The sequence below is a fragment of the Sphingopyxis sp. RIFCSPHIGHO2_12_FULL_65_19 genome, assembly GCF_001830555.1.
In the GTDB taxonomy this organism is placed as follows: domain Bacteria; phylum Pseudomonadota; class Alphaproteobacteria; order Sphingomonadales; family Sphingomonadaceae; genus Sphingopyxis.
On sequence record NZ_MIAM01000063.1, the window covers coordinates 12,621 to 27,285 of the forward strand.

The window sequence follows — 14,665 nt, forward strand, 5'->3', positions numbered from 1 at the left end:
CAACGCAGTCAGGCTGCGGCGGTATGGGAAGATACATCGACTTCCTCCGTCAAATTTGCCGTGGCGAAAAGGCGCGGCGCTAGAAAGCGCTCAGTAAGCCAGGCGTGGCCTTCCAAGCCCCAACCTGGTCCCCAGCTGTTGCGGATGAGAATGGCCGGGGTGCCGTCCACGGTTCCATGCCCGACCGCGACGACCGCGTGCCGTTGCGCTGGCTCGGGGAGTTCGTCGTTCGCCGGATCGACGACGCCATCACCGCGCGGCTGGAAGAAAGACCGTGACAGCATCGTCAGCATGAGCACCGGCGTGTCACGATCCAGCGCGGCAAGGATGGATGACAGGTCGGTTCCATCCCTCTGTCCGTTGCGGCCATAGAGCGGGCCAACGGTCGCCGGCGGCGTCCACAGTCGATGATCGGCTGGAACCGCTGCCAGATACGGCCAGCCTTTCTCGTCGGGTTGGCCATCGAGCCGTAGCGCGTCCAGCATTGTGGATAGCAGTGCGCCGCTCGTCGGCGGTCTGCCCGCCCGTTTCTGCGCGGCATAAAAGGCGAATTCACACGACAGCGGTGCCCAGCCGTCGCGAAGCCCGGCGTGGGTGTCGCTCGCGGCGAATGCGAGGCATGTCGGCCGCGCGCCTTGATCGCGCGCAGGCCCGAACAGCGGCCGAAGGTCACGGACGATATCGATCATGGGGCGTCAGGCGGCCTCGAGCAGGTGCCGCCGTTCGGCGCGCGACAGGCCCGTCTGTTCCGGGCCGGTGAGGTCGAAATCGAGCGTCAGGCTGGTGAGGGCCGGCGCAGGCTGCCACGGCCGCCGCTCGTCGAGCGACATGCGGCCGCGCCGCGGCGCATCGGGCGCCGCGGTGACACGGCGGACAACGGGACCACCGATGCCATCGCCGTCGATTGCCTCACGCTCGTCTCGAACGACGGCGAAGCCGCTGGCGATCAGTTGGTCGAGATCCCAGAGATACCCACCGCCGCTATGTTCTTCGAGCTGCAGCACGAAAAGATCATTGCGACTGCCATCGATCCGCGAGCCGGCATCGCGCTCGGTCAGCAGCCAGACGTCGCCGCGATAGTTGTCGGGCCGATAGTCCTTGAGGAGATCGACCTTCAGGCTGCGCGGCTGCGTCCGGAGCAGGTCGGTCATCACCGATGGCGAAATCAGATTGTAGCGAACCAGGGTGCGGCACGTCGCCTCATAGCTGGCGCCGATCCGCAGCGAGAGCTGATAGACGACATTGGGGCGCCGGAAATGATCGATCTGCCATCCTTGTCGCGCGCTGTGCGCGAGCACCAGCCATTTCGGCATCATGAAGGCGATCGCAAAGGCGTCGGCTTCGGTTTCCTCGAAGTTGTTTCCCGGTTCGGGCGACATCGGCATCCGGCGCAGGATGCTCTCATCGTCGAGGCTCGGCTCGTGTCGCATCGAAAAATGCCCGAGTTCGTGCGCGGCCGTGAAGCGCTGGATGCTCATCGGTCGTTCCGTCGTGACGAGAACGCCAGGAGCAGGTGCGCTGAGATAGGCGCCGAGCAGGCCTTTCAGAGGACGAAGCAGCAAGGGTAGACCCACGGCATGGATCGCGCCGAAGACATCGACGCTGCCGCCTTGGGTCTCGATCAGTGCGCGCGTATCGAGTTCGCGATGCAGGCGGCCCGCTGCCATCGTACCAGCGCGAACCGCGCTCGCATAATCCGACGCCATCGATCAGCTCCGTTCGCCGCCAGACCGCGAGCGGAGATATTCGGCAAACCGGCTCAGCTCGGCCCGGTCCTCAGTCGACAAGGCCGCAACGCGTCGCGCCAGATGGGCGACATCGGCGGGAAGGCTCGCGGAGGCCTCGTCTTCGCCGGTAAAATAGGCCACCGACTGGCGGTAAAGACGGGCAAGCCGCGTCAGTTCGATCGCTTCAACGCGGCGCTGGCCATTCTCGATATCGGTAAGCGCGGTCCGGGGAATCTTGAGATAGGCAGCAACTTCTTCCTGCTTGAGGCCGAGATATTTCCGTGCTTCGCGCAGACGGTCGCCCAAGCGCCGCCGCTCCTGCTCGTCGCCTTCCTGGCGGAGTGCGAGATTGGTCATGGCTTCGACCCTTTCTTCTTAACCCAGACGCGTTCGATCTTAGGGAGGAGGTCGTCAATCGCCTTCTCGATCGAATTGTAGCCGCCGGTGCGGACGATGCTGTCGCGAAGCTCGATGTCGAGGACCTGCTCCACCGCGCAAAGCGTGTCGACCACGGACAAGGAGTCGAGTGGCACGGGCGCCTGGATGATCTTCGGGTTTTCCGGAGGCAGGGCAATTCCGCGCACCTGTGCCTCAGCCCTGGCCACTTGCAGCAGTTCGTCGACCAACGCCCTAATGGCGTCGGCTTTGGGAAACGCGGTTGCCGCGGGCTGCGGAGGAGCGATTGTCGCCATGCATGCCTCGCACGATTTCACTACATTAAATGCGATATAATGTCTGATAATCCGACACGCAAGCCCGAATTTGCAGCTCGGATTTTTGCAGGGTGTAGCGGGTCATCGGCGGTGCGGTGTGGTGGTCAGTGCCACCTCGAGGGACAACGACAGGGCAGAATCATCAACTCGGGTCATAGCTCGATCAAAAGAACAGAGCTGGAATATTGAGTCAGTCGCCGACGAGTGATCTCCTTCGGTCACCCACCAGCCCCCAGCGGCTCCGTTCATTTCGGGCGGCCCATAGCCGAGTCTTGAAGCCGCGCCCCGACCGCATCCGGCGGTATGGGCGGGAGCTTCAACGTGACCCCGACCAAATTGCTCATCGGCCAGATCCTTGTCGTGTTCGCAATCGTGATCGCGGGCCTCTGGGCGGCGACCCAATGGGCGGCGGCGATGCTCGCCTACCAGCCCGAACTTGGTCCGGCCTGGTTCATGGCTGGAAGCACGCCGGTCTATCGTCCCTGGGCGCTCTTCCCCTGGTGGTATCACTACGATGCCTATGCGCCGCATGTTTTCGACAAGGCCGGCGCGCTCGCCGGCGCGAGCGGTTTCATCGGCTGCGGCGCGGCGATCGCAGGCTCGCTCTGGCGCGCGCGGCAGTCGCGTCACGTCACCACCTATGGTTCGGCGCGCTGGGCCAGGCCGAACGAGATCGAGCGGGCCGGCCTTTACGGTGATGCCGGCGTATTCCTGGGCCGCTCGCGCGGCCGCTATCTCCGGCATGACGGCCCCGAACATATCATGGCGTTCGCGCCAACCCGTTCGGGCAAGGGCGTCGGGCTGGTCATACCGACACTGCTTGGCTGGACCGGCAGCGCCGTGGTTCACGACATCAAGGGCGAGAACTGGCAGCTCACCGCCGGCTGGCGCGCGCGCTTCTCCCACGTCCTGCTGTTCAATCCGACCGATCCCGCTTCCGCCAAATACAACCCGCTGCTGGAGGTCCGGCGCGGCGAGCATGAGGTCCGCGACGTCCAGAACATCGCCGACATCCTGGTCGATCCCGAAGGCGCGCTCGAACGGCGCAACCACTGGGAGAAAACCTCCCATTCGCTCCTGGTCGGCGCGATCCTCCACGTCCTTTATGCGGAGGAAGAAAAGACGCTCGCACGGGTAGCCACATTCCTGTCGGACCCGCAGCGGCCGTTCACCGCCACGCTCCGGCGGATGATGACCACCAATCACCTCGGCACGAAGGATGCGCCGCAGATCCATCCCGTCGTCGCCTCGGCGGCGCGCGAGGTGCTCAACAAGAGCGAGAACGAGCGCAGCGGCGTCCTCTCCACCGCAATGTCGTTTCTCGGGCTCTATCGCGACCCGACCGTCGCCGCGGTGACATCGCGCTGCGACTGGCGGATCGCCGATCTCGTCGAGGCCGGCCATCCGGTCTCGCTCTACCTTGTCATCCCGCCATCGGACATCAGCCGCACCAAGCCGCTGGTGCGGTTGGTGCTCAACCAGATCGGCCGCCGCCTCACCGAAAAGCTCGATGCCGATCCCGCCAGGGCGGGCAAGCACAAGCTCCTGATGATGCTCGACGAGTTCCCGGCATTGGGGCGGCTCGACTTCTTCGAGACCAGTCTTGCCTTTCTCGCGGGCTATGGAGTGCGCGCCTTCCTGATCGCGCAGTCCTTGAACCAGATCGAGAAGGCTTATGGCGAGCACAACTCGATCCTCGACAACTGCCATGTCCGCGTCGCGTTTGCGACCAACGACGAGCGCACGGCGCGGCGGATTTCGGACGCGCTCGGCATCGCCACCGAACAGCGCGCGATGCGCAACTATGCCGGCCACCGGCTCGCGCCCTGGCTGGCGCACGTCATGGTCAGCCGGCAGGAGACCGCCCGGCCACTCCTGACCACCGGCGAGGTGATGCAGCTCCCGCCCAAGGATGAGCTTGTCCTTGTCTCCGGCATGGCCCCGATCCGCGCGAGGAAGCTGCGCTATTACGAGGACCGCAATTTCCGCGAGCGGATCGCACCGCCGCCGCAGCCCGCGCCCGGAGACTATCCCGACCGGCCGCAGGCACGCCCCAACGACTGGAGCGGACTGGTCCGCGCGCCCGATACCCGGCTCGGCAAGCCCGATGACGATGCGAAGGCGGATGAGGACGGCGGCTTGCAACAGCAGCGCCACCCCGGCCTCGGCGAAGAACCCGCCAAAAAACCCGAGCCGCCAAAGCAGCTCGACCTGCTCGGCCTGGACAGCGACGACACCGACACGATCGCCGACAAGCACGCGATGGACCGCGCCGGCGCCACCGGCACGCTGATCCGCGCTCACGCGATCAATCAGGGTCGCAGCGCCGACATGCTGCCGGACTTCTGACAATGGCCGCGATCAAACCCAACCGCGTCCGCTACCAGCTCTTCCTGCCCGAAGATCTGAGCCACCGCTTCGAGGCGCTGGCGAGCCAGCCCGGCGCGTCCAAATCGGCGATCCTCACCGACGCGCTCACCGCCTGGCTCAACCGGCAGGCGGCGAGCGAGCTGGAGAACAAGTTCAGCCAGCGGCTCGATCGCATGTCGCTCGCGCTGGGGCGTGTCGAGCGTGACGGGCATGTGCTGCTCGAGAGCCTGGCGCTGTTCATCCGCTATGAACTGATGGTGCAGGCCCCTTTGGCCGAAGCCGACGAAGCGGCGCGTGCGATCGGCCGAGACCGCTTCGAGGCGTTCATTGCCCGCGTCGGCGAAGCGCTCGCCAGCGGCCAGCGCACGCTTGCTGCCTCCGCGAAAGACAATGGAGGTGGGCGATGAGCGACACGCTTTTCGGCTCCGATAATTCCGCAGGGCGTCGGCGCGCGATGCTGCGCACCGCGATGGGGCCGACCATCGCCGCAGCGCTGGCCGATCCGGTGGTCATCGAGATCATGGTGAACCCGGACGGCGTGTTGCGCCTTGATCGACTCGGCGAAGGCCGGATCGATACCGGCACCAAATATGAGCCCGCGCAGGTCGAGCGGATCATCCGCCTGGTTGCCAGCCACGCACGGACAGAGGTTCATGGCAATGCGCCGATCGTGTCAGCCGAGCTGCCACCGCACGGCGAAGGCGCGGGCGAGCGGTTCGAGGGTATCCTGCCGCCGGTCAGCCTCGCGCCGTGCTTCTCGATCCGCAAGCCCGCGGCGCGCATCTACACTTTGCTCGACTATGTGCGGGACGGCATCATGCTCGCCGACACGGCGCGACTGCTGTCGATGGCCGTGGTCGAGCGCAAGAACATCCTGGTCGCGGGTGGCACCAGTTCGGGCAAGACGACGCTTGCCAACGCGCTGCTCGCCGAGATGGCGCACCTCGATGAACGCGTCATCATCATTGAAGACACGCGTGAGTTGCAATGCGCCGCGCCCGACGTGGTGGGGCTGCGCACGCGTACGATTGGCACTGCCGGAGCCGGCGGCGTCACGATGGCTGATCTTGTCCGCTCGACATTGCGGCTCCGCCCCGATCGCATCGTCGTTGGCGAGGTGCGCGGGCGCGAAGCGCTCGACATGCTCAAAGCCTGGAACACCGGGCATCCGGGCGGCATCGCAACCGTCCACGCCAATTCGGCAGTGTCGGCGCTCTACCGGCTCGAGCAGCTCGTGCAGGAAAGCGTCGTCACCGTTCCGCGCCGGCTGATCGCCGACGCCATCGACATGATCGTGTTCATCGCCGGGCGCGGCCTCGCGCGCCGCGTCGACACGATCGCGCGCGTCGCCGGCCTCGATCCCGACGGCGGCTACGCCGTCCTCGACCTTACTCCCGACCACGCCCTCGAACCCCAAGGAGAATGACCATGCGCTTGTCCCGTATTCCTGCCCGTATTCCCGATCGTCGGAGCATCTTCCTCACCGGCGCCGCCATCGGCCTCGGGCTTGCGCTCGCCGCCACCGCGCAGGCCGCCGGCTCGGGCATGCCGTGGGAGGAACCGCTTCAGCAGGTCCTCGAATCGGTCCAGGGTCCTGTCGCCAAGATCGTCGCGGTGATCATCATCATCGTCACCGGTTTGACGCTCGCGTTCGGCGAGACGGCAGGCGGGTTCCGGCGCCTCATCCAGATCATCTTCGGCCTGTCGATCGCGTTTGCGGCGTCGAGCTTCTTCCTCAGCTTCTTCAGCTTCGGCGGCGGGGCGCTCATCTCGTGAACGCGCCAAATTCCTATGGCGCCAGCCATATCGAGGGGTTCGAGGCGCCGATGCACCGCGCGCTTGCCGAGCCGATCCTGCTTGGCGGGGCGCCGCGAGCGATCGCGATCGTCAATGGTACGATCGCGGCCGCGCTCGGACTCGGTCTCCAGCAGTGGATCGCCGGGCTGGCCATGTGGGCGTTCGGGCACACTCTCGCGGTGTTCGCCGCCAAGCGCGATCCCGACTTCGCCCCGGTCCTTGTCCGCCACCTTCGCCAGAAGGGGCATCTGTCATGCTGAATCTGCGCGAATACCGTCAGAAGGCCGACCGGCTCGCCGATCATCTTCCATGGGCGGCGCTTGTCGCGCCCGGCGTGGTGCTCAACAAGGACGGCAGCTTTTTGCGCGTCCTCAGGTTCCGCGGCCCCGATCTAGAATCCGCCACCGAAGCCGAGCTTGTCGCCGCCTGCGCGCGGGCGAACAATGTCCTGAAGCGCTTCGGCTCGGGCTGGGCACTCCATTTCGAGGCCGAGCGGCGCGAAGCGCTGGGTTATCCCGACAGCAGCTTTCCCGATGCGGCGTCGTGGCTGGTCGATGAGGAACGGCGCGCGGCGTTCGAAAGCGCGGGCGCGCATTTCGAGAGCCGCTATTATCTGACGCTCACCCTCCTGCCTCCGCCCGATCAGGCGGACACGGCGGGCCGAGCGCTGATCGAGCGCAGCGACGACGCGAAGGGCCGCGACTGGCGACAAGCGCTTGCCGGCTTCATCGCCGAGACGGATCGTGCGCTTGACCTGTTCAGAGGCTTCATGCCCGAGGTGCGCGCGCTCGGCGACAGCGAAATGCTGACCTTTCTCCACGGTGCGATCTCCGCGCGCCGCCATGTCGTCGCCGTGCCCGAAACGCCCATCTATCTGGACGGGCTGCTCGCCGACACGCCGCTGACCGGCGGGCTCGAACCGATGCTCGGCGACGAGCATCTGCGGACGCTCACCATCCTCGGATTTCCGAACGCGAGCCGTCCCGGCATCCTCGACGGACTCAACCATGAGGATTTTGGCTATCGCTGGGTGACGCGCTTCATTGCGCTCGACAAGACCGACGCAACCAAAGCGCTCACTCGCCTGCGGCGGCAGTGGTTCAACAAGCGCAAGTCGATCACCGCGCTGCTGCGCGAAGTCATCTACAACCAGCCGGTCCAGCTTCTCGACAGCGATGCCGACAACAAGGTGGTCGATGCCGACCTCGCCTTGCAGGCGCTCGGCGGCGATCATGTCGCGTTCGGCTATCTGACGACGACGATCACCGTTGCCGATATCGACCGCGCCCGCGTCGAGGAAAAGGTCCGCGCGGTCGAGCGCATCGTCAACGGGCTCGGCTTCACCTGCATCCGCGAGGGCATGAATGTGGTCGAGGCGTGGCTGTCGAGCCTGCCGGGCCATGTCTATGCGAACGTCCGGCAACCGATCGTCCACACCCTGAATCTCGCGCATCTCATGCCGCTGTCCTCGGTATGGGCAGGACCGGCGCGTAATCCGCACCTCGACGGTCCGCCGCTGCTTTATGCGGAAACCAGCGGCTCGACGCCGTTCCGTCTCAGCACGCATGTCGGCGACGTCGGTCATATGCTGATCGTCGGACCCACCGGGGCCGGAAAGTCGGTGCTGCTCGCAATGCTCGCGCTTCAGTTCCGGCGATATCCAGACTCCCAGGTCTATGTCTTCGACAAGGGATTTTCGGCGCGCGCGGCCGTGCTGGCGATGGGCGGCGCGCATCACGCGCTCGGGCTTGGCGGTGAGAGCGGTCATGCCGATGACGTGGGCGGGCGAACGATCGCCTTCCAGCCGCTGCGCCACATCGATCGCTCCAACGCACGCGCCTGGGCGACCGAATGGATCGGCGCGCTGCTCGCCCATGAGAAAGTACTGGTCACACCCGAGATCAAGGAGGCCGTCTGGTCGGCGCTCACCAATCTCGCGACCGCCCCGATCGAGGAACGCACGCTCACCGGCCTGTCGCTGCTGCTGCAATCGGCACCGCTGCGATCGGCGCTCGCGCCCTATACGCTCGAAGGATCGTTCGGCCGCCTGCTCGACGCCGCCGAAGACGATCTAGCGATCGCCGACGTGCAGTGCTTCGAGACTGAAGCGCTGATGGGGCAGGCGGGCGTCGTTGCGCCCGTGCTGACCTACCTGTTCCATCGTCTCGAGGAGCGCTTCACCGGGCGGCCGACGCTTCTCGTACTGGATGAAGCCTGGGTGTTCCTCGACCACCCGCTGTTCGCCGCGCGCATCCGTGAGTGGCTGAAGGTGCTGCGCAAGAAGAACGTCAGCGTCGTGTTCGCGACACAGAGCCTAGCCGATATCGCCGACAGCACGATCGCGCCGGCCATCATCGAAAGCTGTCCGCAGCGCATCTTGCTGCCCAATGATCGGGCGATCGAGCCGCAGGGCCAGACGGTCTACGTCCGCTTCGGTCTCAACGCGCGCCAGATCGAACTGGTCAGCCGCGCGACGCCCAAGCGGCAATATTATCTGCAATCAGCGCGCGGCAACCGGCTGTTCGAGCTTGGGCTAGGCCCGATCGCGCTGGCGTTGTGCGGCGCGTCCGATCCCGACAGCCAGAAGCGCATAGACGCGGTGCTGGCCGAAAAGGGCCAGGCCGACTTCGCCGCGACCTTTCTCTCCCAAGCCGGCCTCGATTGGGCGGCCGACCTGCTTGGGCGTCACCCTGCCGCCCGCCCCCCAGAAGACAAGGAGTAATTTCCCGTGCCCCGTATCCCTATCCGCAAATATGCGTGCCTCTCCGCTCTCGCGCTCGGCGCCGTCGGCTCGCTCGGTATCGGCATCGCGTTGACCTCGACGCCCGTCGCGGCCCAGCTCAGTGTGTTCGATCCATCGAACTATTCGCAAAACCTGCTCACCGCCGCGCGCACGCTTGCCCAGATCAACAACCAGATCCAGAGTCTCCAGAACGAAGCGCAGATGCTGATCAACCAGGGCAAGAACCTGTCCCGGATCGATTTCCCGCAACTTCAGGAGCTTCGCCAGCGCCTCCAGCAGATCGACCAGCTCATGGGCCAGGCGCAGGGCGTCGACTTCCGCATCGATCAGCTCGACGAGCGCTTCCGCCAGCTCTACCCGCAGGAGTTCGATCAGGTGTTCCGCCGCGATCAGCGTGTGGCTCGCGCACGCGATCAACTCGATACCGCGATGTCCGCGTTTCGCCAGACGATGGGGGTCCAGAACCGCATCGTCGACAACGTACGGAGCGACACGCAGGCGCTCGCCGACATCGTCGCGCGCAGCCAGGGCGCGGAAGGCTCGCTTCAGGCGCAGCAGGCCACGAACCAGCTTCTCGCGCTCACCGCCAAGCAGCAGCTCCAGCTTCAGCAAATGATGGCGGCGCAGTTCCGGGCGGAATCGGTCGAGCAGGCGCAGCGGGGCCAGATCGCGCGCGAGGCACGCGAGTCGACGCGCCGCTTCCTCGGCGACGGCAAGGCTTACACGCCACGCCAATGAGCTGAGGCAGGCGAGGACCGCGCCCCCAGCTCCCCCCGGTCCGAACCTGTCTCGTCGCGGGGGCCGTAGGGCTTGCCCCTCTCATGGCCGCCGGTCCCCGCGACACCTTTCAACTTCAAGCAGGAACCCGCCCATATGGATGACCTGAATGTCATCGATCAGTTCATGGAGGCCTTCGCCTCCTACATCGACAGCGGGTTCGGCCTGTTGGGCGGTGACGTCGGTTTCCTGACCACGATCCTGATCGGCATCGACATCACGCTCGCCGGGCTGTTCTGGGCGCTCGGCGGCGAAGACGACGTCATCGCCAAGTTCCTCAAAAAGATCCTCTATGTCGGCGTCTTCGCCCTGATCCTCAACAGCTTCTCGACACTGTCCGATATCATCTTTCGCAGCTTCGCCGGCCTCGGCCTCACCGCAGGGGGCAGCGCGATTACGGCTGACGATTTATTGCGACCCGGCAAGCTGGCCGGGACCGGCTTCGAGGCAGCATGGCCGCTCCTCGAGCAGGCGAAGGAGTTGGTTGGCCCGATCGCCTTCTTCGACAATTTCATCGAGATCGCCGTGCTGGTGATCGCCTGGGTCGTCGTCATCGCCGCCTTTTTCATCCTCGCGATCCAGCTTTTCATCACAATCCTCGAATTCAAGCTTACTTCGCTCGCCGGCTTCGTGCTCGTGCCCTTTGCGCTGTGGAACCGCACGTCGTTCCTCGCCGAACGGGTGCTCGGGAACGTCGTCAGTTCGGGCATCAAGGTCATGGTGCTCGCGGTCATCGTCGGCATCGGCTCTAACTATTTCGCCGACTTCACCAGTGCGATCACCGGCGACGAGGTGTCGATCGAACAGGCCGTGTCGCTGATGCTCGCGAGCCTCGCGATCTTTGGCCTCTCCATCTTCGGCCCGGGAATCGCATCCGGCCTCGTCGCCGGCGCGCCGCAGCTCGGCGCCGGATCGGTGATCGCCACTACCGTGCTTGCCGGCGGAGGTCTTGCGATGGCAGGCGCTGGCGCCGTCGGCGCGGCACGCGGTCTCGCGGGGGCCGGTCTCGGCGCGATCCGCGCCGGTACATCGATGGGGTCTGCCGCATCCACTGCCTACAAGCTCGGGCAGGAAACCTCGGGCTCGACCAGCGTCGGCGCGGGCCTCGGCGGCGTTGCGACCGCCATGCGCGGCGCGGCTGCCAACCGGATGAGCGGCGGTCTCGGCGTTAGCGCTGCCGCCGATCGTGGGCAGCGCGCCGCATGGGAAGCAGGAAGCACCCGTGCCGGCGGCGCCGCCCCCGCAGCCGCGCCGATAGGCGCAGCTGAAGGAACACCCGCCTGGGCGCAGAAGCTTCATGCCAGCCAGAATGCTCGCCACCGCCGCCAGATGGCGATCCACGCAATCCAGGGCGGCGACCGCGGCGGCGCTGGCGCCACTCCAGACATCAAGGAAAGGGACTGAGCGATGAAATTTCGACGCGCATTGCAGCGCTATGGGCGAACGCCCGAACCCGAGACACCCTACCAACGAGCGGGCCAGCTTTGGGATGAGCGTATCGGCTCGGCTCGCGCACAGGCGAAGAACTGGCGGCTGATGGCCTTCGGCGGCCTGTTCCTGACCACTGGTCTGTCGGGCGCGCTGGTCTGGCAATCGATGCAAAGCCGCGTCGTGCCCTATGTGGTCGAGGTCGATGCACTCGGGCAAGCACAGGCCGTCGCGCCTGCCGCCAAGGACTATCGGCCGACCGATCCGCAGATCGCATGGTTCCTCGGCCGGTTCATCACCGGCGTTCGAGCGCGCTCGCTCGATCCGGTATTGATGCGTGAAAACTGGCTATCAGCCTATGATTTCGCGACCGAACGTGCGTCACTGTTCCTCGGCGAATATGCCCGCACCTCCAATCCGTTCGCCGATGTCGGGCGCAAGACGGTTTCGGTGCAGGTGACGAGCGTCGTCCGCGCGTCGGATACGAGCTTCCAGGTCAAATGGACCGAGCAGCAATATGAGCGGGGAAGCCTCGCCAGCACGTCACGCTGGACGGCGATGCTCACGGTGAAGATCAAGCCGCCGCGCTTGGCCGATGTGCTCCGAAAAAACCCGCTCGGTCTCTATGTTGACGCGATCGACTGGAGCCGCGAACTGGAAACGCCTCAGGACCGGCCGCCTTCGCCGCAACCATCGGCCGTGCCCGATCCCGCACAATCACTCCCGGTCGCGCCGCCCACCGACATTCCGCTGGGCTCGCCGCTCGATCCGACCCTTGCTCAACCCGCAGCCGCACCATCCCCCGAAAGGACCGACCAATGATCCGTGCCCTCATCCTGGCGGCGAGCGCGATGGCGCTTGCCATGGGCGTCGCTGCGCAGAGCCGCGAACCCGCGTCACCCACCGCGCGCGTCACTGCCGCCAACCGGGCGGCACTGCGCGAGCCGTCGAGCGCGGGATATATATATGCCGTCCAGGTCTATCCCTGGGCGGAAGGCGTGCTCTACCGGCTCTATGCCGCGCCCGAGCGCATCACCGACATTGCCTTGCAGCCGGGCGAAACGATTGTGTCCGTCGCCGCCGGCGACACCGTGCGCTGGACTGTCGGCGATACCACCAGCGGCATCGGCGAAAGCAAGCGCGTGCACATCCTCGTCAAGCCGTTTTCGGCGGGCCTACGCACAAACCTTGTCATTGCTACCGATCGCCGGACCTACCATCTCCAGCTCGAAAGCACGCCCGCGACCGCGATGGCGGCGATCTCCTGGACCTATCCACATGACGAGCTGATCGCGCTCCGGCGTCAGCGCGATGCAGCCGTGGCGGCGACGCCGATCGCGTCGGGCCTCTCGGTCGAAAGCCTCAACTTCAACTATGCGATCTCGGGCGACAAGCCGGCCTGGCGGCCGCTGCGCGCGTTCGACGATGGGCGGCAGACCTACATCGAGTTCTCGCCTGCGATCGCCGTGGGTGAGGCGCCCCCGCTGTTCGTGATTGGCGAGGATGGCGAGGCCCAGCTCGTCAACTATCGCGTCGCCGGCCGCTATTATGTGGTCGACCGCCTGTTCGGTGTCGCCGAGCTGCGCCTTGGCGGCAAGAAACAGCAGATTGTCCGTATCACCGCCGCCCAGCCGAAGAGCCGGCAGCGCAAGGCCGGGAGGGGCGCGTGACCGATCCAACCGCTTCTTCCGCGCCGATCGCGGCGCCCAAAGCCGACCCCGAAACGCTCGTTCTGCGCGCGGCGCCGGGCCGCGTCACCCGTTTTCGCCGCGGTGCGATCGTCGCCATCGCTGCCGCCGGCTCGACCGCGATCATCGGCGTCGCCTGGCTGGCGCTCAAGCCCGCGACCCTGAGCCTGATCGCACGAAGCGATGAAAAGCTGGTTGGCGCGAAGGCGCCGCCTGATGCGCTCGCGGGCGCGCCGACGAGCTATGGCGACGTGCCGAAGCTCGGGCTACCGCTTCCCGGTGATCTCGGGCGGCCGATCCTCGAGCGCCAGCGGCAGCTTGGCGGGATGGTTCCCCCTGACCCCGCTGCCGATGCGGTGAGCCGGGCCGCGCAGGAAGCCGAAGCCGAGCGCCAGCGCATCGCCGCTGAGCAGAAGGCCGCACGCGAGTCTGGCGTCATGCTGCAATTGGCGGGCGGCGGTCGCGCCGCCGCCCCTGCACCGGTGACTACCGATGCAAGTGTTCCGCCAGCATCGGCCGAGACTGCCAAGCCGCTCCTCGACCCTGACCGAGATCCTAACGCCCAGGGGCGCAAGAACGAATTGGTCGGCCACGCCAATCGCGACGACGACATCAATCCGCACGCGCTGGCGCAGTCCGTATCGCCTTGGACCTTGCAGGCCGGCAGCATCATTGCCGCGAGCCTCATAACCGGGCTCAACTCGGATCTTCCCGGGCTCGTCACCGCGCAGATCACGGAGAACGTCTATGACAGTGTGACCGGGCGCGGTCTGCTCATTCCGCAAGGATCGCGGCTGATCGGCAGCTACGACAGCGTTGTAGCGTTTGGGCAGAGCCGTGCGCTGGTCGTCTGGCAGCGGATTATCCTGCCCGACGGCTCGTCGATTCGTATCGACAATGTGCCGGCGACCGATACGCAGGGCTATGCGGGTCTGTCCGACCGGATCGACCGGCATACTTGGCAACTTCTGAAGGGCGTCGCCCTGTCGACACTGCTGGGCGTCGGCACTGAATTGAGCTTCGGCAGCACCGAAAGCGACCTTGTCCGGGCGATCCGCGAGTCAGCGCAGCAGAGCGGCGCGCGCGCCGGCGATCAGCTCGTCACGCGCAATCTCAATATCCAGCCGACCTTGCGCGTGCGTCCCGGCTGGCCGCTACGGGTGGTCGTGCACAAAGACATCATATTGCCCGGACCCTGGGGAGGCCGTCATGGCTGATTTGAAGCTGCCAAGGCTGCCCGATCGGACGCCGGCTAAGATCACGATCAACGTCATGCCGGATCTCATCGAAGCGCTGAACGACTACGCCGAGGCCTATGAGGCGGCCTACGGCCGACGCGAGTCCGTACCGGACCTCATTCCATTCATGCTTAGCGGCTTCCTGGCGAGCGACCGCTCGTTCAGCCGGGCACGTAAGAAATAG

At 65.9% G+C, this 14,665-nt stretch carries 16 protein-coding genes; 12 read left to right on the forward strand and 4 right to left on the reverse strand.

Features of this window, described 5'->3' with window-relative positions; all coding sequences use genetic code 11:
- Nucleotides 1–8: 8 nt before the first annotated feature.
- Genes A3E77_RS16995 through A3E77_RS17010 form a run of 4 tightly spaced genes read right to left on the reverse strand, consistent with a single transcriptional unit; the run spans nucleotide 9 to nucleotide 2,419 of the window.
- Complete coding sequence (locus tag A3E77_RS16995; RefSeq protein WP_017499942.1) at nucleotides 9–689, reverse strand: C1 family peptidase; 681 nt, start codon at nucleotides 687–689, stop codon at nucleotides 9–11.
- Between the two features lie 6 nt (nucleotides 690–695).
- Complete coding sequence (locus A3E77_RS17000; protein ID WP_017499941.1) at nucleotides 696–1,706, reverse strand: ImmA/IrrE family metallo-endopeptidase; 1,011 nt, start codon at nucleotides 1,704–1,706, stop codon at nucleotides 696–698.
- Between the two features lie 3 nt (nucleotides 1,707–1,709).
- On the reverse strand, nucleotides 1,710–2,084 hold the full coding sequence (locus tag A3E77_RS17005) for a helix-turn-helix domain-containing protein (RefSeq protein ID WP_017499940.1): 375 nt from the start codon (nucleotides 2,082–2,084) through the stop codon (nucleotides 1,710–1,712).
- Nucleotides 2,081–2,419: a hypothetical protein gene (locus A3E77_RS17010; protein ID WP_017499939.1), complete on the reverse strand. Its 339-nt coding sequence runs from the start codon at nucleotides 2,417–2,419 to the stop codon at nucleotides 2,081–2,083. Before A3E77_RS17010 ends, A3E77_RS17005 begins: the two co-directional genes overlap by 4 nt.
- Nucleotides 2,420–2,761: 342 nt before the next feature.
- On the opposite strand from A3E77_RS17010, the gene A3E77_RS17015 reads away from it, so the two are divergent.
- The 12 genes from A3E77_RS17015 to A3E77_RS17070 all read left to right on the forward strand — a co-directional run bounded on the left by A3E77_RS17015 (nucleotide 2,762) and on the right by A3E77_RS17070 (nucleotide 14,665).
- Complete coding sequence (locus tag A3E77_RS17015; protein WP_038292469.1) at nucleotides 2,762–4,789, forward strand: conjugal transfer protein TraG; 2,028 nt, start codon at nucleotides 2,762–2,764, stop codon at nucleotides 4,787–4,789.
- A 2-nt stretch (nucleotides 4,790–4,791) separates the two neighbouring features.
- Nucleotides 4,792–5,217, forward strand: a complete 426-nt coding sequence (locus tag A3E77_RS17020; protein WP_017499937.1) for a hypothetical protein — start codon at nucleotides 4,792–4,794, stop codon at nucleotides 5,215–5,217.
- Nucleotides 5,214–6,236: a P-type conjugative transfer ATPase TrbB gene (gene trbB / locus A3E77_RS17025; protein ID WP_293648089.1), complete on the forward strand. Its 1,023-nt coding sequence runs from the start codon at nucleotides 5,214–5,216 to the stop codon at nucleotides 6,234–6,236. Before A3E77_RS17020 ends, trbB begins: the two co-directional genes overlap by 4 nt.
- On the forward strand, nucleotides 6,233–6,586 hold the full coding sequence (locus tag A3E77_RS17030) for a TrbC/VirB2 family type IV secretion system protein (RefSeq protein WP_017499935.1): 354 nt from the start codon (nucleotides 6,233–6,235) through the stop codon (nucleotides 6,584–6,586). Before trbB ends, A3E77_RS17030 begins: the two co-directional genes overlap by 4 nt.
- Nucleotides 6,587–6,636: 50 nt before the next feature.
- Nucleotides 6,637–6,867: a VirB3 family type IV secretion system protein gene (locus A3E77_RS17035; RefSeq protein WP_051035683.1), complete on the forward strand. Its 231-nt coding sequence runs from the start codon at nucleotides 6,637–6,639 to the stop codon at nucleotides 6,865–6,867.
- Nucleotides 6,861–9,329 carry a conjugal transfer protein TrbE gene (gene trbE / locus A3E77_RS17040; protein ID WP_017499933.1) on the forward strand — a complete coding sequence of 823 codons (2,469 nt, stop codon included), beginning with the start codon at nucleotides 6,861–6,863 and terminating at the stop codon, nucleotides 9,327–9,329. Before A3E77_RS17035 ends, trbE begins: the two co-directional genes overlap by 7 nt.
- 21 nt (nucleotides 9,330–9,350) lie before the next feature.
- Nucleotides 9,351–10,088: a P-type conjugative transfer protein TrbJ gene (trbJ, locus tag A3E77_RS17045; protein ID WP_136176538.1), complete on the forward strand. Its 738-nt coding sequence runs from the start codon at nucleotides 9,351–9,353 to the stop codon at nucleotides 10,086–10,088.
- 135 nt (nucleotides 10,089–10,223) lie between these two features.
- Nucleotides 10,224–11,531, forward strand: a complete 1,308-nt coding sequence (gene trbL / locus A3E77_RS17050) for a P-type conjugative transfer protein TrbL (RefSeq protein WP_017499931.1) — start codon at nucleotides 10,224–10,226, stop codon at nucleotides 11,529–11,531.
- Nucleotides 11,532–11,534: 3 nt separating this feature from the next.
- Entirely contained in the window at nucleotides 11,535–12,377 is an 843-nt protein-coding gene (gene trbF / locus A3E77_RS17055) for a conjugal transfer protein TrbF (RefSeq protein WP_026108910.1), read from the forward strand.
- Entirely contained in the window at nucleotides 12,374–13,225 is an 852-nt protein-coding gene (trbG, locus tag A3E77_RS17060; protein ID WP_006635655.1) for a P-type conjugative transfer protein TrbG, read from the forward strand. Before trbF ends, trbG begins: the two co-directional genes overlap by 4 nt.
- Complete coding sequence (locus A3E77_RS17065) at nucleotides 13,222–14,460, forward strand: TraB/TrbI/VirB10 family type IV secretion system protein (RefSeq protein WP_017499929.1); 1,239 nt, start codon at nucleotides 13,222–13,224, stop codon at nucleotides 14,458–14,460. The genes trbG and A3E77_RS17065 overlap by 4 nt, the downstream gene beginning before the upstream one ends.
- The gene (locus tag A3E77_RS17070) at nucleotides 14,453–14,665 is read left to right on the forward strand and encodes a DUF2274 domain-containing protein (RefSeq protein WP_017499928.1); all 213 of its coding nucleotides are present in this window, start codon (nucleotides 14,453–14,455) and stop codon (nucleotides 14,663–14,665) included. The genes A3E77_RS17065 and A3E77_RS17070 overlap by 8 nt, the downstream gene beginning before the upstream one ends.

Coding starts and splice junctions, on each gene's coding strand:
- A3E77_RS16995 (WP_017499942.1), bottom strand. CDS start 689: ATGATCGATATCGTCCGTGACCTTCGGCCGCTGTTCGGGCCTGCGCGC.
- A3E77_RS17005 (WP_017499940.1), bottom strand. CDS start 2,084: ATGACCAATCTCGCACTCCGCCAGGAAGGCGACGAGCAGGAGCGGCGG.
- trbG (WP_006635655.1), top strand. CDS start 12,374: ATGATCCGTGCCCTCATCCTGGCGGCGAGCGCGATGGCGCTTGCCATG.
- A3E77_RS17070 (WP_017499928.1), top strand. CDS start 14,453: ATGGCTGATTTGAAGCTGCCAAGGCTGCCCGATCGGACGCCGGCTAAG.
- A3E77_RS17035 (WP_051035683.1), top strand. CDS start 6,637: ATGCACCGCGCGCTTGCCGAGCCGATCCTGCTTGGCGGGGCGCCGCGA.
- trbE (WP_017499933.1), top strand. CDS start 6,861: ATGCTGAATCTGCGCGAATACCGTCAGAAGGCCGACCGGCTCGCCGAT.
- trbB (WP_293648089.1), top strand. CDS start 5,214: ATGAGCGACACGCTTTTCGGCTCCGATAATTCCGCAGGGCGTCGGCGC.
- trbF (WP_026108910.1), top strand. CDS start 11,535: ATGAAATTTCGACGCGCATTGCAGCGCTATGGGCGAACGCCCGAACCC.
- A3E77_RS17000 (WP_017499941.1), bottom strand. CDS start 1,706: ATGGCGTCGGATTATGCGAGCGCGGTTCGCGCTGGTACGATGGCAGCG.
- A3E77_RS17010 (WP_017499939.1), bottom strand. CDS start 2,419: ATGGCGACAATCGCTCCTCCGCAGCCCGCGGCAACCGCGTTTCCCAAA.
- A3E77_RS17030 (WP_017499935.1), top strand. CDS start 6,233: ATGACCATGCGCTTGTCCCGTATTCCTGCCCGTATTCCCGATCGTCGG.
- A3E77_RS17020 (WP_017499937.1), top strand. CDS start 4,792: ATGGCCGCGATCAAACCCAACCGCGTCCGCTACCAGCTCTTCCTGCCC.
- trbL (WP_017499931.1), top strand. CDS start 10,224: ATGGATGACCTGAATGTCATCGATCAGTTCATGGAGGCCTTCGCCTCC.